Source organism: Streptomyces sp. NPDC085932 (genome assembly GCF_044540525.1).
In the GTDB taxonomy this organism is placed as follows: Bacteria; Actinomycetota; Actinomycetes; order Streptomycetales; family Streptomycetaceae; genus Streptomyces; species Streptomyces levis.
On sequence record NZ_JBITSJ010000001.1, the window covers coordinates 194413 to 209951 of the forward strand.

Annotated in this window: 16 protein-coding genes; 8 read left to right on the top strand and 8 right to left on the bottom strand. The window is 72.6% G+C overall.

Features of this window, described 5'->3' with window-relative positions:
* Positions 1–6: 6 nt before the first annotated feature.
* Positions 7–201 (bottom strand): DUF5999 family protein, encoded by a 195-nt coding sequence (locus ACIGAQ_RS00805; protein WP_311683188.1) that lies wholly within the window; start codon positions 199–201, stop codon positions 7–9.
* Between the two features lie 246 nt (positions 202–447).
* Here ACIGAQ_RS00805 and ACIGAQ_RS00810 point away from each other — a divergent pair, with 246 nt between their 5' ends.
* The 6 genes from ACIGAQ_RS00810 to ACIGAQ_RS00835 all read left to right on the top strand — a co-directional run bounded on the left by ACIGAQ_RS00810 (position 448) and on the right by ACIGAQ_RS00835 (position 6218).
* Entirely contained in the window at positions 448–903 is a 456-nt protein-coding gene (locus tag ACIGAQ_RS00810) for a DUF6299 family protein (RefSeq protein WP_362278151.1), read from the top strand.
* A gap of 173 nt (positions 904–1076) precedes the next feature.
* Positions 1077–2666 (top strand): ABC transporter substrate-binding protein, encoded by a 1590-nt coding sequence (locus ACIGAQ_RS00815; protein WP_399778133.1) that lies wholly within the window; start codon positions 1077–1079, stop codon positions 2664–2666.
* A 20-nt stretch (positions 2667–2686) separates the two neighbouring features.
* Entirely contained in the window at positions 2687–3655 is a 969-nt protein-coding gene (locus ACIGAQ_RS00820; RefSeq protein WP_399778135.1) for an ABC transporter permease, read from the top strand.
* Positions 3645–4544: an ABC transporter permease gene (locus tag ACIGAQ_RS00825; protein WP_399778137.1), complete on the top strand. Its 900-nt coding sequence runs from the start codon at positions 3645–3647 to the stop codon at positions 4542–4544. The genes ACIGAQ_RS00820 and ACIGAQ_RS00825 overlap by 11 nt, the downstream gene beginning before the upstream one ends.
* A 98-nt stretch (positions 4545–4642) precedes the next feature.
* A complete protein-coding gene (locus tag ACIGAQ_RS00830) occupies positions 4643–5572 on the top strand; it encodes an ABC transporter ATP-binding protein (RefSeq protein ID WP_399780615.1) in 930 nt (309 codons plus the stop codon).
* Positions 5565–6218, top strand: a complete 654-nt coding sequence (locus tag ACIGAQ_RS00835; RefSeq protein ID WP_311683178.1) for an ATP-binding cassette domain-containing protein — start codon at positions 5565–5567, stop codon at positions 6216–6218. The genes ACIGAQ_RS00830 and ACIGAQ_RS00835 overlap by 8 nt, the downstream gene beginning before the upstream one ends.
* A 12-nt stretch (positions 6219–6230) precedes the next feature.
* Here ACIGAQ_RS00835 and ACIGAQ_RS00840 read toward each other — a convergent pair whose 3' ends face one another.
* The 5 genes from ACIGAQ_RS00840 to ACIGAQ_RS00860 all read right to left on the bottom strand — a co-directional run bounded on the left by ACIGAQ_RS00840 (position 6231) and on the right by ACIGAQ_RS00860 (position 11598).
* Positions 6231–6530, bottom strand: coding sequence for a hypothetical protein (locus ACIGAQ_RS00840; RefSeq protein ID WP_311683176.1), 300 nt, complete (start codon positions 6528–6530; stop codon positions 6231–6233).
* Positions 6531–6666: 136 nt separating this feature from the next.
* Complete coding sequence (locus ACIGAQ_RS00845) at positions 6667–7431, bottom strand: class I SAM-dependent methyltransferase (RefSeq protein ID WP_399778140.1); 765 nt, start codon at positions 7429–7431, stop codon at positions 6667–6669.
* Positions 7432–7523: 92 nt separating this feature from the next.
* The gene (locus ACIGAQ_RS00850) at positions 7524–8720 is read right to left on the bottom strand and encodes an aminotransferase class V-fold PLP-dependent enzyme (RefSeq protein ID WP_311683172.1); all 1197 of its coding nucleotides are present in this window, start codon (positions 8718–8720) and stop codon (positions 7524–7526) included.
* Between the two features lie 5 nt (positions 8721–8725).
* Entirely contained in the window at positions 8726–10045 is a 1320-nt protein-coding gene (locus ACIGAQ_RS00855) for a pyridoxal-phosphate dependent enzyme (protein WP_399778142.1), read from the bottom strand.
* The gene (locus ACIGAQ_RS00860; protein ID WP_399778144.1) at positions 10042–11598 is read right to left on the bottom strand and encodes a Y4yA family PLP-dependent enzyme; all 1557 of its coding nucleotides are present in this window, start codon (positions 11596–11598) and stop codon (positions 10042–10044) included. The genes ACIGAQ_RS00855 and ACIGAQ_RS00860 overlap by 4 nt, the downstream gene beginning before the upstream one ends.
* A 466-nt stretch (positions 11599–12064) precedes the next feature.
* Between ACIGAQ_RS00860 and ACIGAQ_RS00865 the strand changes: the two genes are divergently transcribed.
* A complete protein-coding gene (locus tag ACIGAQ_RS00865; RefSeq protein ID WP_399778146.1) occupies positions 12065–13156 on the top strand; it encodes a type I phosphomannose isomerase catalytic subunit in 1092 nt (363 codons plus the stop codon).
* Here ACIGAQ_RS00865 and ACIGAQ_RS00870 read toward each other — a convergent pair.
* Positions 13129–13677 carry a DUF488 domain-containing protein gene (locus ACIGAQ_RS00870; RefSeq protein WP_362278139.1) on the bottom strand — a complete coding sequence of 183 codons (549 nt, stop codon included), beginning with the start codon at positions 13675–13677 and terminating at the stop codon, positions 13129–13131. The genes ACIGAQ_RS00865 and ACIGAQ_RS00870 overlap by 28 nt on opposite strands.
* Positions 13678–14032: 355 nt before the next feature.
* Between ACIGAQ_RS00870 and ACIGAQ_RS00875 the strand changes: the two genes are divergently transcribed.
* Entirely contained in the window at positions 14033–14368 is a 336-nt protein-coding gene (locus ACIGAQ_RS00875) for a DUF397 domain-containing protein (protein WP_399778149.1), read from the top strand.
* On the opposite strand, the gene ACIGAQ_RS00880 is transcribed toward ACIGAQ_RS00875, so the two are convergent.
* Positions 14350–15186 carry a helix-turn-helix domain-containing protein gene (locus tag ACIGAQ_RS00880; protein ID WP_399778150.1) on the bottom strand — a complete coding sequence of 279 codons (837 nt, stop codon included), beginning with the start codon at positions 15184–15186 and terminating at the stop codon, positions 14350–14352. The two genes, ACIGAQ_RS00875 and ACIGAQ_RS00880, sit on opposite strands and share 19 nt — an antisense overlap.
* Positions 15187–15539 lie beyond the last annotated feature (353 nt).

The window sequence follows — 15539 nt, forward strand, 5'->3', positions numbered from 1 at the left end:
TGCCGGTCAGGCCGCGGAGGCCAGATGCCCGACGCTCAGGCGGTGCGGCTCCACCACGCGTCCGTCCGGCAGCAGTTCGCCGGTGTCGTCGAAGACGATCGCCCCGTCGCACAGCAGGCTCCAGCCCTGCTCGGGGCGGGCGGCGACGACGTGCGCGGCGGGGGAGCCGGTCGCGGGGCACTGGGGCTCGTGGGCACACATGGCGCACCTCCACGTCGGTAAGGCCGTCCGAACGGTTCGCACGACTCCTACGGACAGACCGTCCTCCCGTCCGGGACTCATCGGAACGGCGCGGCCGGAAGTGTGACACGTCCCGGACAGTCCCCGGACGGATCCACGACGCCCGGTGCGGACTCGCCACCGAAGGGGTGAGGGTCACGGGCGGCGGCCCGGAGGGCCGGTACGAGTGGGAGTCGGTCATTCCACTCATTACGGGAGGTTTCCCCCATGCGCATCCGTCCCCTTGCCGGCGCGGCCGTCGGTGCCGCGCTACTGGCGCTGACCGGCGCCGGCGCGGTCCCCGCCGCCGCGTCCAGCGCCGCCCCGTCCCTCGTCGCCCCGAACGAGTCCGTGACCGTCGACGCGGTGGGCCGTATCGCCGCCGACGGCACCGTCACCCTGTCCGGCACCTACCGCTGCGCGAGCTCCAGCGGCCCGGTCTTCGTCAGCTCCTCGGTGAGCCAGGGCGTCTCCACCACCCGGTACGGCGTCGGCGGCACCCGGGCCGTGTGCGACGGGGCCGTGCACCGCTGGGTGAACACGGGCCGGCCCGCGCCCGGCGTGCTCGTGCCCGGCGCGGCGCACGTCGAGGCCACCCTCATGGAACTGCGCACCTTCGGCCTCCTGCCGCTGCCCGCGTTCCACGCGGCCTCGAAGCAGGACGTCACCCTGGCCCAGGGCTGAACCACGGCGTGAACGGACCGGCGGCGAGCCCCACTTCACCGGCCCGCCGCCGGTCCGCGCGCATCGATGACCTGGCTCTTCCGCACCGCGATGGTGCGCGGCCACCCCCCTTGCCTGTTTAATTGCGAAGTCTTGGCAACAACCTGACTAGCGCAACAAGGGTGTGAGGTCACATGTCGACCCGTCGGATACGAGGGGCCGCCGTCACGGCGGCGCTGGCCGCGGCGGTCACCGCCTGCTCCGCGCCGAGCAGCGGCGGCTCGGGCGACGGCGCGTCCGCCGGATCCGTCGTCATCGCGGTGGCCTCCGAGCCGGACACGCTGAGCCCGCTGCTCGGCTACGGCAAGGACGGCAACTCCAAGATCTTCGACGGGCTCCTCGCCCGCGACGCCGGCCTGAAGCTGAAGCCCGCCCTCGCGGCGGCGCTCCCCGAGGTCACCGACGGCGGCCGCACGTACACCTACACCCTGCGCGACGGCGTCGAGTTCAGCGACGGTGAGCCGCTGACGGCCGACGACGTCGTCTACACGTACCGGACCGTGCTGGACGCGAGGACGAACAACACCTTCAAGAGCGAGCTGGACGCCGTCAAGGAGGTCCGGGCCGAGGGCGACGACCGGGTCGTCTTCACCCTCAAGTACCCCTACGCCCCCTTCGCCGCCCGCACGGTCCTGCCCATCGTCCCCGAGCACCTCGCGGGCAAGCAGGACCCGAACACCGGTTCCTTCAACACGAAGCCGGTCGGCACGGGACCGTACGTCCTGACGAAGTGGAGCAAGGGAGAGAAGCTCGCCTTCAAGGCCAACCCCCGCTACTGGGGCGGCGCGCCGAAGGTGAAGAGCTTCACCATGGCGATCGTCGCCGACGACAACGTCCGCGCCACCCGCCTGCGCTCCGGCGACCTCGACGGCGCCGTCCTCCCGCCGAACCTCGCCGCGACCTTCAGGAACGACGACGGCAAGCGCACCTACCAGGCCCGCTCCTACGACTTCCGCGCCGTCACCCTGCCCACCGCCGGCAAGGTCACCGGCGACCGCGCGATCCGGCGGGCCCTGGACGCCGCCGTCGACCGCAAGGCCATGGTGGACCGGATCCTCGACGGCGCGGGCCGTCCGGCCTACGGGCCGCTGCCCGTCGACGACCCGGCGTTCAGCACCTCCGTCGAGCGCGCCCACGACCTCGGCAGGGCGAAGAAGATCCTGGACGAGGCCGGCTGGAAGCCTGGCGGGGACGGCATCCGCACCAAGGACGGGCAGCGGGCCTCCTTCACCCTGCTCTACCCCTCGGGCGACAAGGTCCGCCAGGACCACGCCCTCGCCTACGCCTCCGACGCCAAGAAGGCCGGCATCGACGTCCGGGTGGAGAGTGCCACCTGGGAGGTCATCGAGCCGCGCATGAAGGACACCGCCGTCCTCGCCGGCTTCGGCAGCACCGGCGACCCCGACTTCGGCCTCTACACCCTGCTGCACTCCTCCCTCGCCGGCGACGGCTTCAACAACATGGCCCGCTACGACAACCCGGCCGTGGACCGCGCCCTCGACGACGGCCGCCGCAGCCAGGACCCGGACGAGCGCCGGTCCGCCTACGAGAAGGTGCAGCGCGCCTTGGTCCAGGACCCCGGCTACACCTTCCTCACCCACATCGACCACCTCTACGTCCTGGCAGACCGCTGGGACGGCCTGACCACCCAGCTGGAGCCGCACGAGCACGGCTTCGCCAGCGGCCCCTGGTGGAACATCGAGGACTGGCAGCCGAAGAAGTGAGCCGTCCGCCCTGGGGAGACATGGCACGGCTGGCGGGACGGCGGGCCCTGTTCGCCGTCCCCGCCCTGCTCGTCGTCACCTTCGGCGTGTTCGCCATCGCCGCCGCCTCCCCCTTCGACCCCGTCAAGGCCTACGCGGGCACCGCCGCCCTCGGCGCCGACCAGGAGACCCTGGACCGGCTGCGCGAGAACCTCGGCGTGGACCGGCCCTTCGCCGCGCGCTGGTGGGACTGGCTGACCTCCGCGCTCACCGGCGACCTCGGCCACTCCAGCGCGCTGCGCCAGCCGGTCGCCCAGGTGATCGGCGAACGGCTCGTGTGGTCCGCGCTGCTGTGCGCCGTCGCCTTCGCCGCCGCCGTGCTGGTGGGCACAGTCCTCGGCGTGCTCGCCGCCCGCCGGCCCGGCTCGGCCGTCGACCGGGCCGTCACCTCCCTCGCCTACACCCTGGAGGCGGCCCCGGTCTTCTGGATCGCGCTCCTCGCGATCTGGCTGTTCGCCCTGCAGTGGGACCTCCTGCCGGCCGGCGGGCTCACCGACACCGGCAGCGAGCGGGTGACGTTCGGTCAGGTCACGAGTCACGTCGTACTGCCCGCCGGAGTCCTCGCGATCTCCCAGCTGCCCTGGTTCACGCTCTACGTCCGCCAGGGCGTCGGCGACGCCCTGGCGGAGGACCCCGTGCGCGGCGCCCGCGCCCGCGGCCTGAGCGAACGCACGGTGCTGCTCGGGCACGCCCTGCGCTCCGGGCTGCTGCCGGTGCTCACGCTGATCGGCTCACGCGTGCCCGAACTCATCACCGGCGCCCTGCTGGTGGAGAGCGTCTTCAGCTGGCCGGGCATCGCCGCCGCCACCGTCGAGGCCGCCACCGCCGTCGACTTCCCGCTGCTCGCCGGCCTGACGGCCCTGGCCACCGCCGCCGTGCTCGCGGGCAACCTGCTCGCCGACCTGCTCTACGGACTGTTCGACCCGAGGGTGAAGCTCAGTGACATGTGACGCGCCGGCTCCCGCCGGCTCCCCGGCCGAGAGCGCGTGGCGGTCGCACGGGCCGAGGCGCCGCTCCACCCGCGCCCTGCGCGTGCGCACCTCCGCCGTGCTGGTGGCCGCGACCGTGCTGGCCGTGCTGCTCGTACCGCCGCTGGTGCAGCTCGACCAGCAGGCCGTCGACCTCGTCGCCAAGCTGCAACCGCCGTCGCTGCGGCACCCGTTCGGCACCGACGACGTCGGCCGCGACCTGCTGCTGCGCTGCGTCTACGGACTGCGCGTCTCGCTGCTGGTCGGCGTGGCGGCGGCGGTGACGGCGACCGTCGTCGGCACCGCCGTGGGCGCGGCGGCCGGGGCGCTGGGCGGCTGGGCCGACCGGGCCCTGATGCGGGTGGTCGACACGTTCTCCTCCGTACCGCACCTGCTGCTCGGCATCTTCATCGTCGCGATGTTCCGGCCCGGGGTGTGGCCGGTGGTGATCTCGGTCGCGCTCACGCACTGGCTGTCCACGGCCCGGATCGTGCGCGCCGAGGTGCTGTCGCTGCGGTCACGGCCCTACATCGACGCGGCCGTCTCCGGCGGGGCGTCCCGGTGGCGGGTGGCCGTACGGCACCTGCTGCCGGCCGTGCTCCCGCAAGCCGCCCTCGCCGCCGTGCTGATGGTGCCGCACGCCATGTGGCACGAGTCGGCCCTGTCCTTCCTCGGCCTCGGCCTGCCCACCCACACGGCGAGCCTCGGCACGCTCATCCAGACGGCCCGCGGCTCCCTCCTGGCCGGCCAGTGGTGGCCGACCCTCTTCCCCGGCCTCTTCCTCATCGTGCCCACCCTGGCCATCGCCGGCCTGGCGGGCGCGTGGCGGGAGCGGCTGCACCCCCGTCACCGATCGGAGCTGATGCTGTGAGCACCGGAATCGGGCCCGGGCCGGCCGGCACGGAGACCGGCCCCGCCTCCCGTCCCGCCCCCGTGCTGTCCGTGCGCGACCTCTCCGTGCGGTTCCTCATGCCCGCCGGGCGGCGCGTCGCGGCCGTCACCGGGGCCCGGTTCGACGTGGTGCCGGGGGAGTGCCTCGCCCTCATCGGCGAGAGCGGCTGCGGCAAGTCCGTGCTGGCCTCCGCCCTGCTCGGGCTGCTCCCGGGCAACGCGCAGACCGCCGGGTCCGCGTTCCTCGGCGACCTGGACCTGCTCACGGCCGGGGAGCGCACCCTCGCCCGCACCGTACGGGGCCGGCTCATCGGCCTTGTGCCGCAGAGCCCGGCCGCCCACCTCACGCCCGTGCGCACCGTCCGTTCCCAGCTGGAGGAGACGGTCGCCGCCCTGACCGCGACCCGGGGCCGGGCCGCCCTGCGCGCCGCCGCCGAGGCCGCCGCCGAACGGGCCGCGTTCCCCGCCTCCCACCTCGACCGGTACCCGCACGAACTCTCCGGCGGCCTCGCCCAGCGCGCGGCCACCGCCCTCGCCCTGGTCGGCGACGCCCCGCTGCTGCTCGCCGACGAACCCACCACCGGCCTCGACCGTGACCTGGTGGACCGCACCGTCGACGAACTGCGCCGGCACGTCGACGACCCGGCAGGCACGCACGGCGCCGGCCGGGCCCTGCTGATGATCACCCACGACCTGGCGGCGGCCGAGCGCATCGCCGACCGGGTCGCGGTCATGTACGCGGGACGGATCGTCGAACTCGCCGACGCCGCCGCCTTCTTCGGCGACCCCGGCCCCCGCCACCCCTACAGCCGCGGCCTGCTGGAGGCCCTCCCCGACCGCGCCTTCACGCCCGTCCCGGGCATGCCGCCCGAACTCGGCGACCTCCCCGACGGCTGCGCCTTCGCCCCCCGCTGCGCCCGGGCCACCGATCTCTGCACCGGCCAGGCGCCCCCGTCCGGCGAGGTCGCCTGCCACCACCCGCACGTGCCGGAGGACGTCCGTGCTTGAGCTGCGCTCCATCACCGCCGGATACACCAGGAACGTTCCGGTGGTCCGGGACGTCTCCCTGACGCTCGGCCCCGGCGAGTCCGTCGGGCTGCTCGGCCCGAGCGGCTGCGGCAAGTCCACCCTGGCCCGGGTCGCGGCCCTGCTGCACCGCCCCGACTCGGGCACCGTCCTGCTGGACGGCGCACCCGTACGCCACTGGCGCCACCGCGCCCCGCGCGACCAGCGCACCGCCTTCGGGGTCGTCTTCCAGCAGGCCAGGCTCTCCGCCGACCCCCGGCTGCCGCTCACCGACCTGATCGCCGAACCCCTGCGGGCCACCGGCCGCGCCCGGGAGATCCCGGGCCGGATCGCCGAACTGGCCCCCGCCGTCGGGCTCACCCCCGACCTGCTGACCCGACGGCCGCACGAGGTCAGCGACGGCCAGCTGCAGCGGGCCTGCCTGGCCCGGGCCCTGGTGCTGCGCCCGCGCGTGCTGGTGTGCGACGAGATGACCGCCATGCTCGACGCGTCCACCGCGGCCGCCCTGGTCGCCGCCGTCGAGGACTACCGGGCGGCGACCGGCGCCGCCCTGCTGGCCGTGGGCCACGACCGCACTCTGCTGCGGCGCTGGTGCGACCGCACGGTCCACTGGGACGAGCTGGCCTGAGACCGGCTCGGGTCAGTGGTCGTCCCAGTGCCCCTCGTGGGCGGCGTGGCGGTGCCCGTCGTGGACGTAGTCGGTGTGGTCGCCGTGCCGGACGGCCAGGTGGCCGCAGAGGTCGCCGTGCTGGTGGTCGTGGTTCTGGTGCACGGTGTGGCCGCCGGGGGCGCACTCGTCGACGTGGTCCCCGTGCATCCGGTGGAGGTGGCCGTCGTGGGCGTAGTCCGTGTGGTCGCCATGGGGGAAGGCGACATGGCCGCAGTCGTCGCCGTGGGCGTGCGCGTGGTCCGCGTGGGTGAGGTGCTCGGCGGTGGTCATCGGGGCTCCTCGCGTGTGCTGGTGGCCGCCGGGGGACCGGCAGGACGGCATCGCCAGGGGCGGCACCTGCGTCCATGGTCCGGCGGCCCGCCTGCGTCCACCATCCGGCGGCGGCGGACGGGTGAGCCCGGGCGGGTCAGCGGACCGCGACCAGCACGCAGCTCTCCCCGTACTGCCAGACCGGTCCGGCCTGGCGGAAACCCGCCCGCCGGAGCAGGTCCAGGTGCACGGAGAGGGGGAGTTCGGCGGGGCGGGCGGTGCCGGAGGGTTCCGCGCGGCGCCGGCGCTCGGCGAGCAGGTCGGCCAGCTCGGGGTCCTCCGCGACGGCGGCCCACCAGGAACCCCAGTCCTCGTGCGCGAAGACCCGCTGCCGGCCGGCCCGGCAGCGCCCGACATGGGCGGCGATCCCGGCCGGCCCCGCCTCGTCCGGAGGCAGGTGGTCGCCGTTGACGAGGACGCCGCCGGGGCGCAGCAGCGCGGCGAGCTGCCGGTAGGTGCGCAGCAGGGTGGCGCGGTCGAGGTAGTGCAGGGCCGTGGTGGAGACGGCCGCGTCCAGCGGCCGGTCCAGGCCCAGGGCCTCGGTCCAGCCCGGCGCGCCGATCTCCGCGTCGACGTAACGGGCGGCGTCCGGGTGGTGGGTGCGGCCCAGTTCCAGCAGCAGGGGGTCCCGGTCCACGGCCACGATCTCCGCCTCGGGCAGCCGCCGCACCAGCCGGGCGGCGAGGGATCCCGGCCCGCAGCCCAGGTCGACCACGAGCGGCCGGCCGGCGCGCCCCGCCGTGACGTGCTCGACCACGTCGGCGATCACCGTGAACCGCTCCTCGCGGTCGACGGCGTACCGCTGCTGCTGGAGCTCCCAGCGCTCCACCCACTGCTCCGCCGTCGCCAGACTCAGCCCCATCCGGTCGCGCCACCTTGCCGTCTCGCACCTGACTCCTGCCGCCCCGAGCCTACAGGTGGAAACGGTTCTCATTACGCCCAGGCGGCCCGGCCTCACCCGAGTGAGGCGAGAACGGACAGCAGCCGGTCGATCTCCTCCACGGTGTTGTACACATGCAGACTCACTCGCACCGAACCGGTCTTCTCGCCCGCGTCGCCCTGGCAGTGGTGATCGGAACGCACCATGAAGCCGTGGCTGAAGAGGATGAAGCCCAGATCGCCCGAGTCGATCGCGTGATGGCGCAGGGAGACGATGCCCTGGCGCCGCTGCACCGGCGCGTCGGCGGCCAGACTCAACGGGCAGCCGAGGATCTCGTAGGCGTCCAGCCGGCGCAGCCCGTCGGTCAGCCGGGACGCCAGGTCGGCCGTCCAGCGCTCGATCCGGTCCACACCGGCCGCGTCCAGCCAGTCCAGAGCCGCTTCCAGCGAGGCGATGCCCACGGTGTTCGGGGTGCCGCTCCACCCGCCGGGCACGAACGCCGGCCCGCGCGCCTGCCGCGCCCACACCGCGCCCGAACCGGGCAGGGCCAGCGCCTTGTGCCCGGAGAAGACGACGAAGTCGACGTCCAGGTCGGCCACCGACACCGGCAGATGCCCCACGCTCTGCGCCGCGTCCAGGCAGATCACCGCGTCCGGGCCGACCGCCCGGCGGATGCGCTGCACGTTCATGTCGCCGCCGTACACGTGGTGCACATGGGTCGTGGCGACGAACCGGGTGCGCGGCCCGGCCCGTTCCGCCAGTGCCCGGTGGTCGTAGTCCCCGGAGCCGCTCTGGTACGGCATCGGCACCACCCGCACCCGCACGCCCTCGCGGGCGAGCTGCCGCTGCGCCTCCAGCCAGGGCACGATGTTGGCCTGGTGATCGGCGTCCGGCACGACGATCTCGTCGCCGTCGCGCAGGAAACCGGGCAGCCAGTCGCGGGCGATCGTGCGCAGTCCCTCGGTCGTCCCGCCGGTGAAGTGCACGACCGGGCCGCCGGTCCCCGGATCGCCCAGGAACCGGGCGACGCGCTCCCGGGTCCGCTCGACCAGTTCCGTGGTCCGGTTGGCCCAGGTGTACGTGCCGCGCGCGGAGTTGGCGTTGGACGTCGTCAGATAGGTCTGCACGGTGTCCAGGACGGCCTGCGGCTTCTGCGCCGTGGCCGCGCTGTCCAGATAGGCGAGCTCCGGGTGCCCGGTGACGATGGGGAAGTGGGCGCGCAACTCCCGCTGCCACGCGCCCGGATCCTCGCCGGCGGTCGACGCCGTCACGGCCGTCAGTCCCGCACCAGGGGCGCGCCCGCGTCCCGCCAGGCGATGATGCCGCCCGCCAGGCTGCGCACGTCCGGGTGGCCCATCCGGGTCAGCAGCGCCGCGTACCGGGCGGACTGCTCGCCGACCGGGCACGCCAGCAGCACCGGCCGGCTCCGGCTGAACGGCAGCCCGCCCCGCACGAGTTCGGCGAACAGCTCGTCGACGATGTTGACCGAACCGTCGATGTGCAGCGCCGCGTACGCGTAGGAACTGCGCAGGTCGACCACGAGCGGCCGGTCGGTGTCGATCCAGCGCCGGGCCTCGGCCACCGTCACCGACGGCGCCCCGTCCACCTCCGCCTCCGACAGGTCGGCCGGCGCGTTCTTCCGCGGCGGCCGACCCAGCAGGTCCGGCCGCCGCTGCCGGACGTAGCTCAGATAGCTCTCCACCCGGTCGCAGACGATGAACACCGCTGTGCGCCGCTCCTCCGACTCCTCGTCCAGGGCGCGCAGATGACGCACCGCGCCGAAGTAGGCGGCCCCGCCCGTCGGCCCGCCCAGGATGCCGCAGCGGCGGTTCAGCGTGAGCATCCCCTCGATCGCCTCGTCCGCGGTCACCGACTCCATCGTGTCGTACGTGTCCGGGTCGAACAGGCCGACCTCCTGCACCTCGTCGATGGTGCGGATCCCGGGGATGAAGTCGGACTTGGCCGCGACCAGCCCGAGCACCCGCACCGACGGGTCCTCCTCGCGCAGCGCGCGGGCCACGCCCGTGGAGGAACCGGCCGTGCCGACGCAGGCGACGAACCAGTCCGGGACCCGCCCGTCCAGGTCCTTCACGATCTCCGGCCCCGTGCCGGTCAGATGGGCCTCGGTGTTGCGCGGGTTGAAGTACTGGTCGGTGTGCAGATAGGCGCCGCCCGACGCCGACAGCGTCCGGTGGAAGAGGGTCAGCGGATCGTCCGTCGCGGTCGGGTCCAGGCACTCGCTCTGCCCCGGCAGCTCCTCGATCTCCGCACCGAGCAGCAGCAGGAGGTCCTTGATCTCCGGGATGCGCATCCGGTTGGTGACGCTCTTGAAGCCCAGGCCGTGCATGCCCGCGACGACCGCCAGGGCCTTCGCCGTGTTCCCGCTGGACAACTCCACGACCTGGCTGCCCCGTTCGACCGCCTCGTCCAGCAGGGGCCGCGCCATGTTCCAGGCGGCCCGGTCCTTGACCGAGCCGAACGGGTTGAGCATCTCCAGCTTGGCGTACAGGTCGATGTGGCGCAGGCCGTGCACGGCCGGGTCGATCCGCACCAGCGGGGTGTTGCCTATCGCCTCGGTGATGCTGTCGTACCTCACTGGGCTCCCCCCGAGGGCGTGATCGGCCAGAACTGGTCGTCGAGGCACCACCGCCAGGCCTCGCCGTCCTGCCAGGCGGCGACCTTGCGGGCGGCGGGCTGCTGCTGCGCGCGGGTGGCGTGGAAGTCCATGGCGTAGCCCGCGGTGTTGGCGAAGGCCAGCAGGTCGCCGGGGGCCGGGCGGCGCGGCAGGAACACCGTGCGCCGGGTGATCAGGTCGCTCTCCAGGCACAGGCTGCCGAAGAGGTGCACGGCGACGGGCCCCTCGCCCGCCGCGGCTCCGCTCCGGGGGATGAGCACCGGGTCCATCAGCACGCCGTGGTCCTCCAGGGCGATGTCGTCCGCCTTCGCGGCCAGCCGTACGAGCAGGGCCCCGTCGGTCCCCTGCGTGCGGACCTCCAGCACCTTCGCGAGCGTCAGCCCGCACTGGTCCAGCAGGGCCCGGCCGGGCTCGGTGTACAGGTCGTAGAGATGCTCCAGCAGCAGCGCGGCCAGCGGGCGGCCGCCCAGGGAGGGAGCGGGCTGGGCCAGCAGCTCGTCCAGGTAGGCCGCGCCGGCCACGGACCGGTGGGCGGGGTACAGGCCGAGCGCGCCGCGCAGCGTGCCGGACTCCTCGCGCAGCCCGTAACCGTGCCCGCCCCAGGTCAGGGGAGGGCGGCGGCCCATCACCGCCGCGGTGAGCTCGCTCGTGTACGTCTCCCACTGCTCCCGCTCGGCCAGGTAACTGACGCCGAACCCGCCGCCCACGTCCACGGCCCGGGGCCGCAACCCCCGGCTGCGGCAGGCCTCAAGGACCGCCAGGCACCCTTCGAGGGCGACCGCCTTTTCCGCCACGCTCATCGTGTCCACATGGAAGGCCACTCCGGTCGCGTCGACCGCGTCACCGTGCCGCTCGACCGCCTCCAGGAGCAGCTCCGCCTCCCGTACGGGGGTGCCGAAGCGGCTGCGCCGGCTCAGCACGCGCACGCCCGTCGTCTCGAACCCCGACAGCCGAGGCAGGACCCGCACCCTTGCGAGCCCGTACTTGCGTACCAGCGTGGCCAGTTGGTCCAGCTCCGTGGGCCCGTCCACGCCGACCGTGACGCCCGCGCGAGCCGCGAGCCACAGGAACTCCGGGTTCTTCGGCCCCGTGGCCATGATCCGGTCCGGAGAGAAACCGGCCCCCAGCGCGTGCTGCAACTCCTCCAGCGACGCGACGTCCACGCCCGCGTCCGTCGCGGCCAGGCGGCGCACCAGCGCGCTGGACCGGTTGGCCTTGTGGGCGTAGAAGACCTGCCCGGCCAGGTGGTGCGCGCGGTACACGGACCGGAACCGCTCCACGTTCTCCGCGATCTGATCGGGCACCACGACGTGCAACGGCGAGCCGAGCCCGTCGGTGAGCGAGTGCAGGGTCGAGGCGTCCGCCAGGAAGGACCGCAGCCGGGGCTCCAGCCGGGGGTGGAGGTAGAGCGGTGCCGGATTCAGCGGCTCGGTGATCCGCGGTTCATGTTTCTGCGGCTCGGGAATCTGCGGTACGGGTTCCTGCGGTTCGGTGTACAAGGGCCGGCCGTCCATGCGCGCTCCCTCCCCTGAAGCCGCTGCGCCCGGCATCCGGGCACGTCGGACACTCCCCGCGTGTCGCCGTATGACCCATATCCATTCTTCGGTCGCTTTACGCCCTGTAAGGCCGGGGCCTGTCCTGTGGCCGGGGCGAAGCGGATCACGACCGGAGCAGGCGGCGCACGCCGGGCGCCCGGCCGTGCTCCCGGTCGTCCGGCAGGGCTCCCACCGCACGCATGCACCACCCGCACCAGGGGTACCCGGCGGTGCCGGCGAACGATGGGGCCGGTACCGCCGGACTTGGGACCGATATGGCCGATGACCGAGCCGATCCGGGACCGAGCCGGCTGCGGCGACCGATCCGGGCCGCCGCGACCGATCCGGGCCGCTGTGAACGATCCGGCCGTCGCTACCGAAAGCGGACCGATGCCGGCTGGAACCGAACTGCCGACGACCGATTGCCGCCCCTGTGAGGAGGCCCGTGAACTGGTATCCGCTGCGGCTCACCACCCCCGTCAAGCAGCACGTCTTCGGAGGCCGGGCCATCGCCGAGCGGCTCGGCCGCACCGGGCTGCCGGACGGCCCGGTCGCCGAGACGTGGGAGGTCAGCGACGTCGACGGCGACGCCTCGACCGTCGCGGACGGCCCTCTGGCCGGGCAGACCCTCCGGCAGCTCATGGCCGGGCACGCCGAGGAACTGCTGGGCCCCGTCCCGCACCCCGGTCCCCGCTTCCCGCTCCTCACCAAGTTCATCGACGGCCGCGGCCGGCTCCCCGTCCACCTGCACGCCGACGACGCCACCGCCCGTGAGCTGGAGGGCGAACCGAACGGCAAGACGGAGGCCTGGCACATCCTGGACGCCGCGCCCGGAGCCACCGCTCTGGTCGGCGTCCGCCCGGGCGTCGACCGCACCACCCTGCACCGCGCCCTGCTCGCCCAGGACTTCGACGCGGTCATGCGCCGCCTGCCCGTCCGCGCGGGCGAGACGATCCACGTCCCCGGCGGCACGCTGCACAGCTTCGGCCCGGGCACGCTCGTGTACGAGATCGAGCAGACCTCCGACATCCAGCAGCACGCCATGCGCACCCGCATGGAGGACGGCTCCCCGGTCCCCGACGCCGAATGGCACGCGAACCTGGAGAACCTCCTCGCCGAGTGGCGCCCCGAGCCGCGCCCCGAGTTCCACCCTGGCCTGAGCATCGGCGTCGACGACGGCGTACGGCGCACCATCCTCTGCGCCGGCCCCCACTTCGCCCTGGAACGCTGGACCGCCGGCACACAGGCGCCCCTGCGCCACACCTTCCCCACCGCCCGGATCCTCACGAACGCGGGCGCCCCGGTCACCGTCACCTCCGGCCCCTGGACCGGCACCCTGGACCGCGCCCGCACCCTGCTCCTGCCGGCGGCCCTGGGCGACCTGAGGATCGAGGGCCCGGCGGACGTCCTGCTGGGCTACGTCCCCGACCTGGACGGAGACATCCGCGCCCCGCTCCTGCACGCCGGGTACGCCCCGGCCGCGATCGCCGCGCTCGGCGAGGTCCCGGCTCAGCCGTCCGCCGCCTCCCCGTCGTAGCCGTCGTACACGAGCAGCCCGTCGTCCCGAAGGCGTACACCCGCCGTCGGGGCATGGGGGGTGAGGCGCCCGTCGTGCATGAGGTGGTGGACCGGTACGCCACGGGCGAGCACCGCGAAGTCGGCGATCAGCCGACGGTGACACCGCCACCAGACCGCCTCGCTGCACATCACGGCCGTACGGGCGTGCGCGGCCTCGCGCAGCAGGCGGTCCATCGCGTCGACGAACTCCGGGGAACGGGTGTGGGCGGCGTACCCGCGGAAGGACTTGTTGCGCCACACCACGTCCGGACTGTCCGCGGGCAGCGGCCGGAACCCGCCGAGGGCGGGCTCCCACCGGTACCCGACACCACGCTCCGGCAGCCACACACCGAGCCGCTCCCGCAGGAGATCGGGGTCGCGGCGACTACCGGGAGCGATCCGCACATCCACGACAGCCACGACCCCGGCCCCACCCAGCAACGCGCCGATCCGCTCCCGCCCGGCGGTGCTGTGCCCGAAGGTCACCAGTGATGCGTCCACAGGGCCGGACTATCCAGAATCGGCGGGTGCACGCCTGCGGCGTCCTGACGGTTTGTCCGAAGTTGCGTCTAGCCGTTGCGGAGCCACCAGACTAGGAAGGATATGAGGGCTCCTCCTGCCGCCGTGCTCGCGCCGCGCATCACATTGCCGGTGAACGTCCTGCCCCACCTGTCCCAGTGTTCTCGTACCAGTCGGCTGGTCGAGCGATTAGAATCCATCTCAGGGTGCTGCCTTCCCAATCATGAGGGAGCGCTCTGTGGGGGAGCCGCAGGCCGGATGCTTGCCGGCGAGGCCTGACGGCTCCCTTCCTCTTCGCGCTTTTCTGCGATCTTTTTGATTCCGCCCAATCCTCTGGATGCCTGTCGGAAAACACGCCTTGTCACCCCTTGTGAGGGTTGCCCATAATCGGCAGGGCGAGTGTTCTCGATCGAGGATTTCGGCGGAGCTTAAGGGGGTGCGTGTGAGGCCCAGGAGACAGCGCCGATGGCGCAAGAGCTCCCACAGCGGAGCGAACGAGTGTCTCGAGGTGCTGGAGGGGCCCCGAATATGCGTGCGGGACTCCAAATCCACCGACCTCGGGCCCATCTCGTTCGGTGTGAACGCCTGGACGGCGTTCGTCTCCTCGATGGTCATTCCCCGGTCTTCGCCGGAACGAGCGGCGTATGTGTGCGCTCACAGCCAATCTCCTTGAGTGATCTCCAGAGCGAGTGAATGCTCGACCTTCCAGAACGCGTCGAGGTAGTCGGAAGGGCTTTGCCTGCCCGACCTCGGAGTCTTCTCACTCAAGAGCTCCTCGGTCTCCGGCTTCTCCAGATAGGTGACGAGGTCGTCATTGTCCGGGAATTCGAAGATCGTGTAGGGGCTCCGGAACAGTGGGTAGAGCCCGACAGTGAACGGCACGTACAGCACCTTGACGTTGGGCCGTTCGTTCGCGGCGACAAGTGCCTCGTACTGATGCCGCATCACCGTCTCCGAGCCGACCTGACGGCGCAGCGTCGACTCGTCGAGGATGTAGAAGAACTCGGCTGACGTGTCCAGCACCTTCTGCCGCCGCATACGGAGCTCCACTCGCTTCTCCACGGCGTCCGCCGCGGTGCCGAAAGCAGCGAAGAGGGCGGCTGAGTACTCCTCGGTCTGCAACAGACCCGGGATCACGTTGCGCGCGAAGTCCCGGACGATCGAGGCGGACTCCTCGTAGGCCAGGTACGCCTCGAACTCCGGTGACAAGATCTCCTTGTATCCGGCGTACCAGGAGGGCTGGCGGGCCGCCCTCGCCAGTTCGGTCAGTCTCTCCGCCTCCTCGCCGGTGATTCCGTACTTGGTCATCAGCACCATGGCGTCGGGGACGTTCACCGGCTTCGAACCGCTCTCGATGCGGATGACCTTCGAAGGACTCCAGCCGAACGACTCGGCGACCTGTTGCTGGGTCAGGCCGGAGTCCTCACGGCCCTTCCTGAGTCGCTGGGCGAGACGCTGCCTCGAGTACATGGGGTTTTCTGTCACGGTCACATCAGCTCCTTCGTCCCGTATCAGCTCTTCGGTCGCGCGCGTGCGCGGGCTGACACGTAGAAACAGTGGTAACGAACCGGGCCCGGTGCAGGCTGTCGGCACGATTCATCACCCGATAGGACCATCTGATGTGCATGCTCATGTCGGATAACCATCCCATGCAGTACACGGCAGGAAGTGCTGTCCCAAGAGGCCTGGCGAGACCGTGACGTCCAGCACTGTGCGCTGGCCTACCGTGCTTCATAGCACAGCGTGTCATTGCGCGAAAACTCTTGGCAAGACACGAGGTGACGTCGCCTCAAATAGGTGAGGCTGAGGGTGTTTCTGGCGATGAGAGACGCAACTGTGTTCAA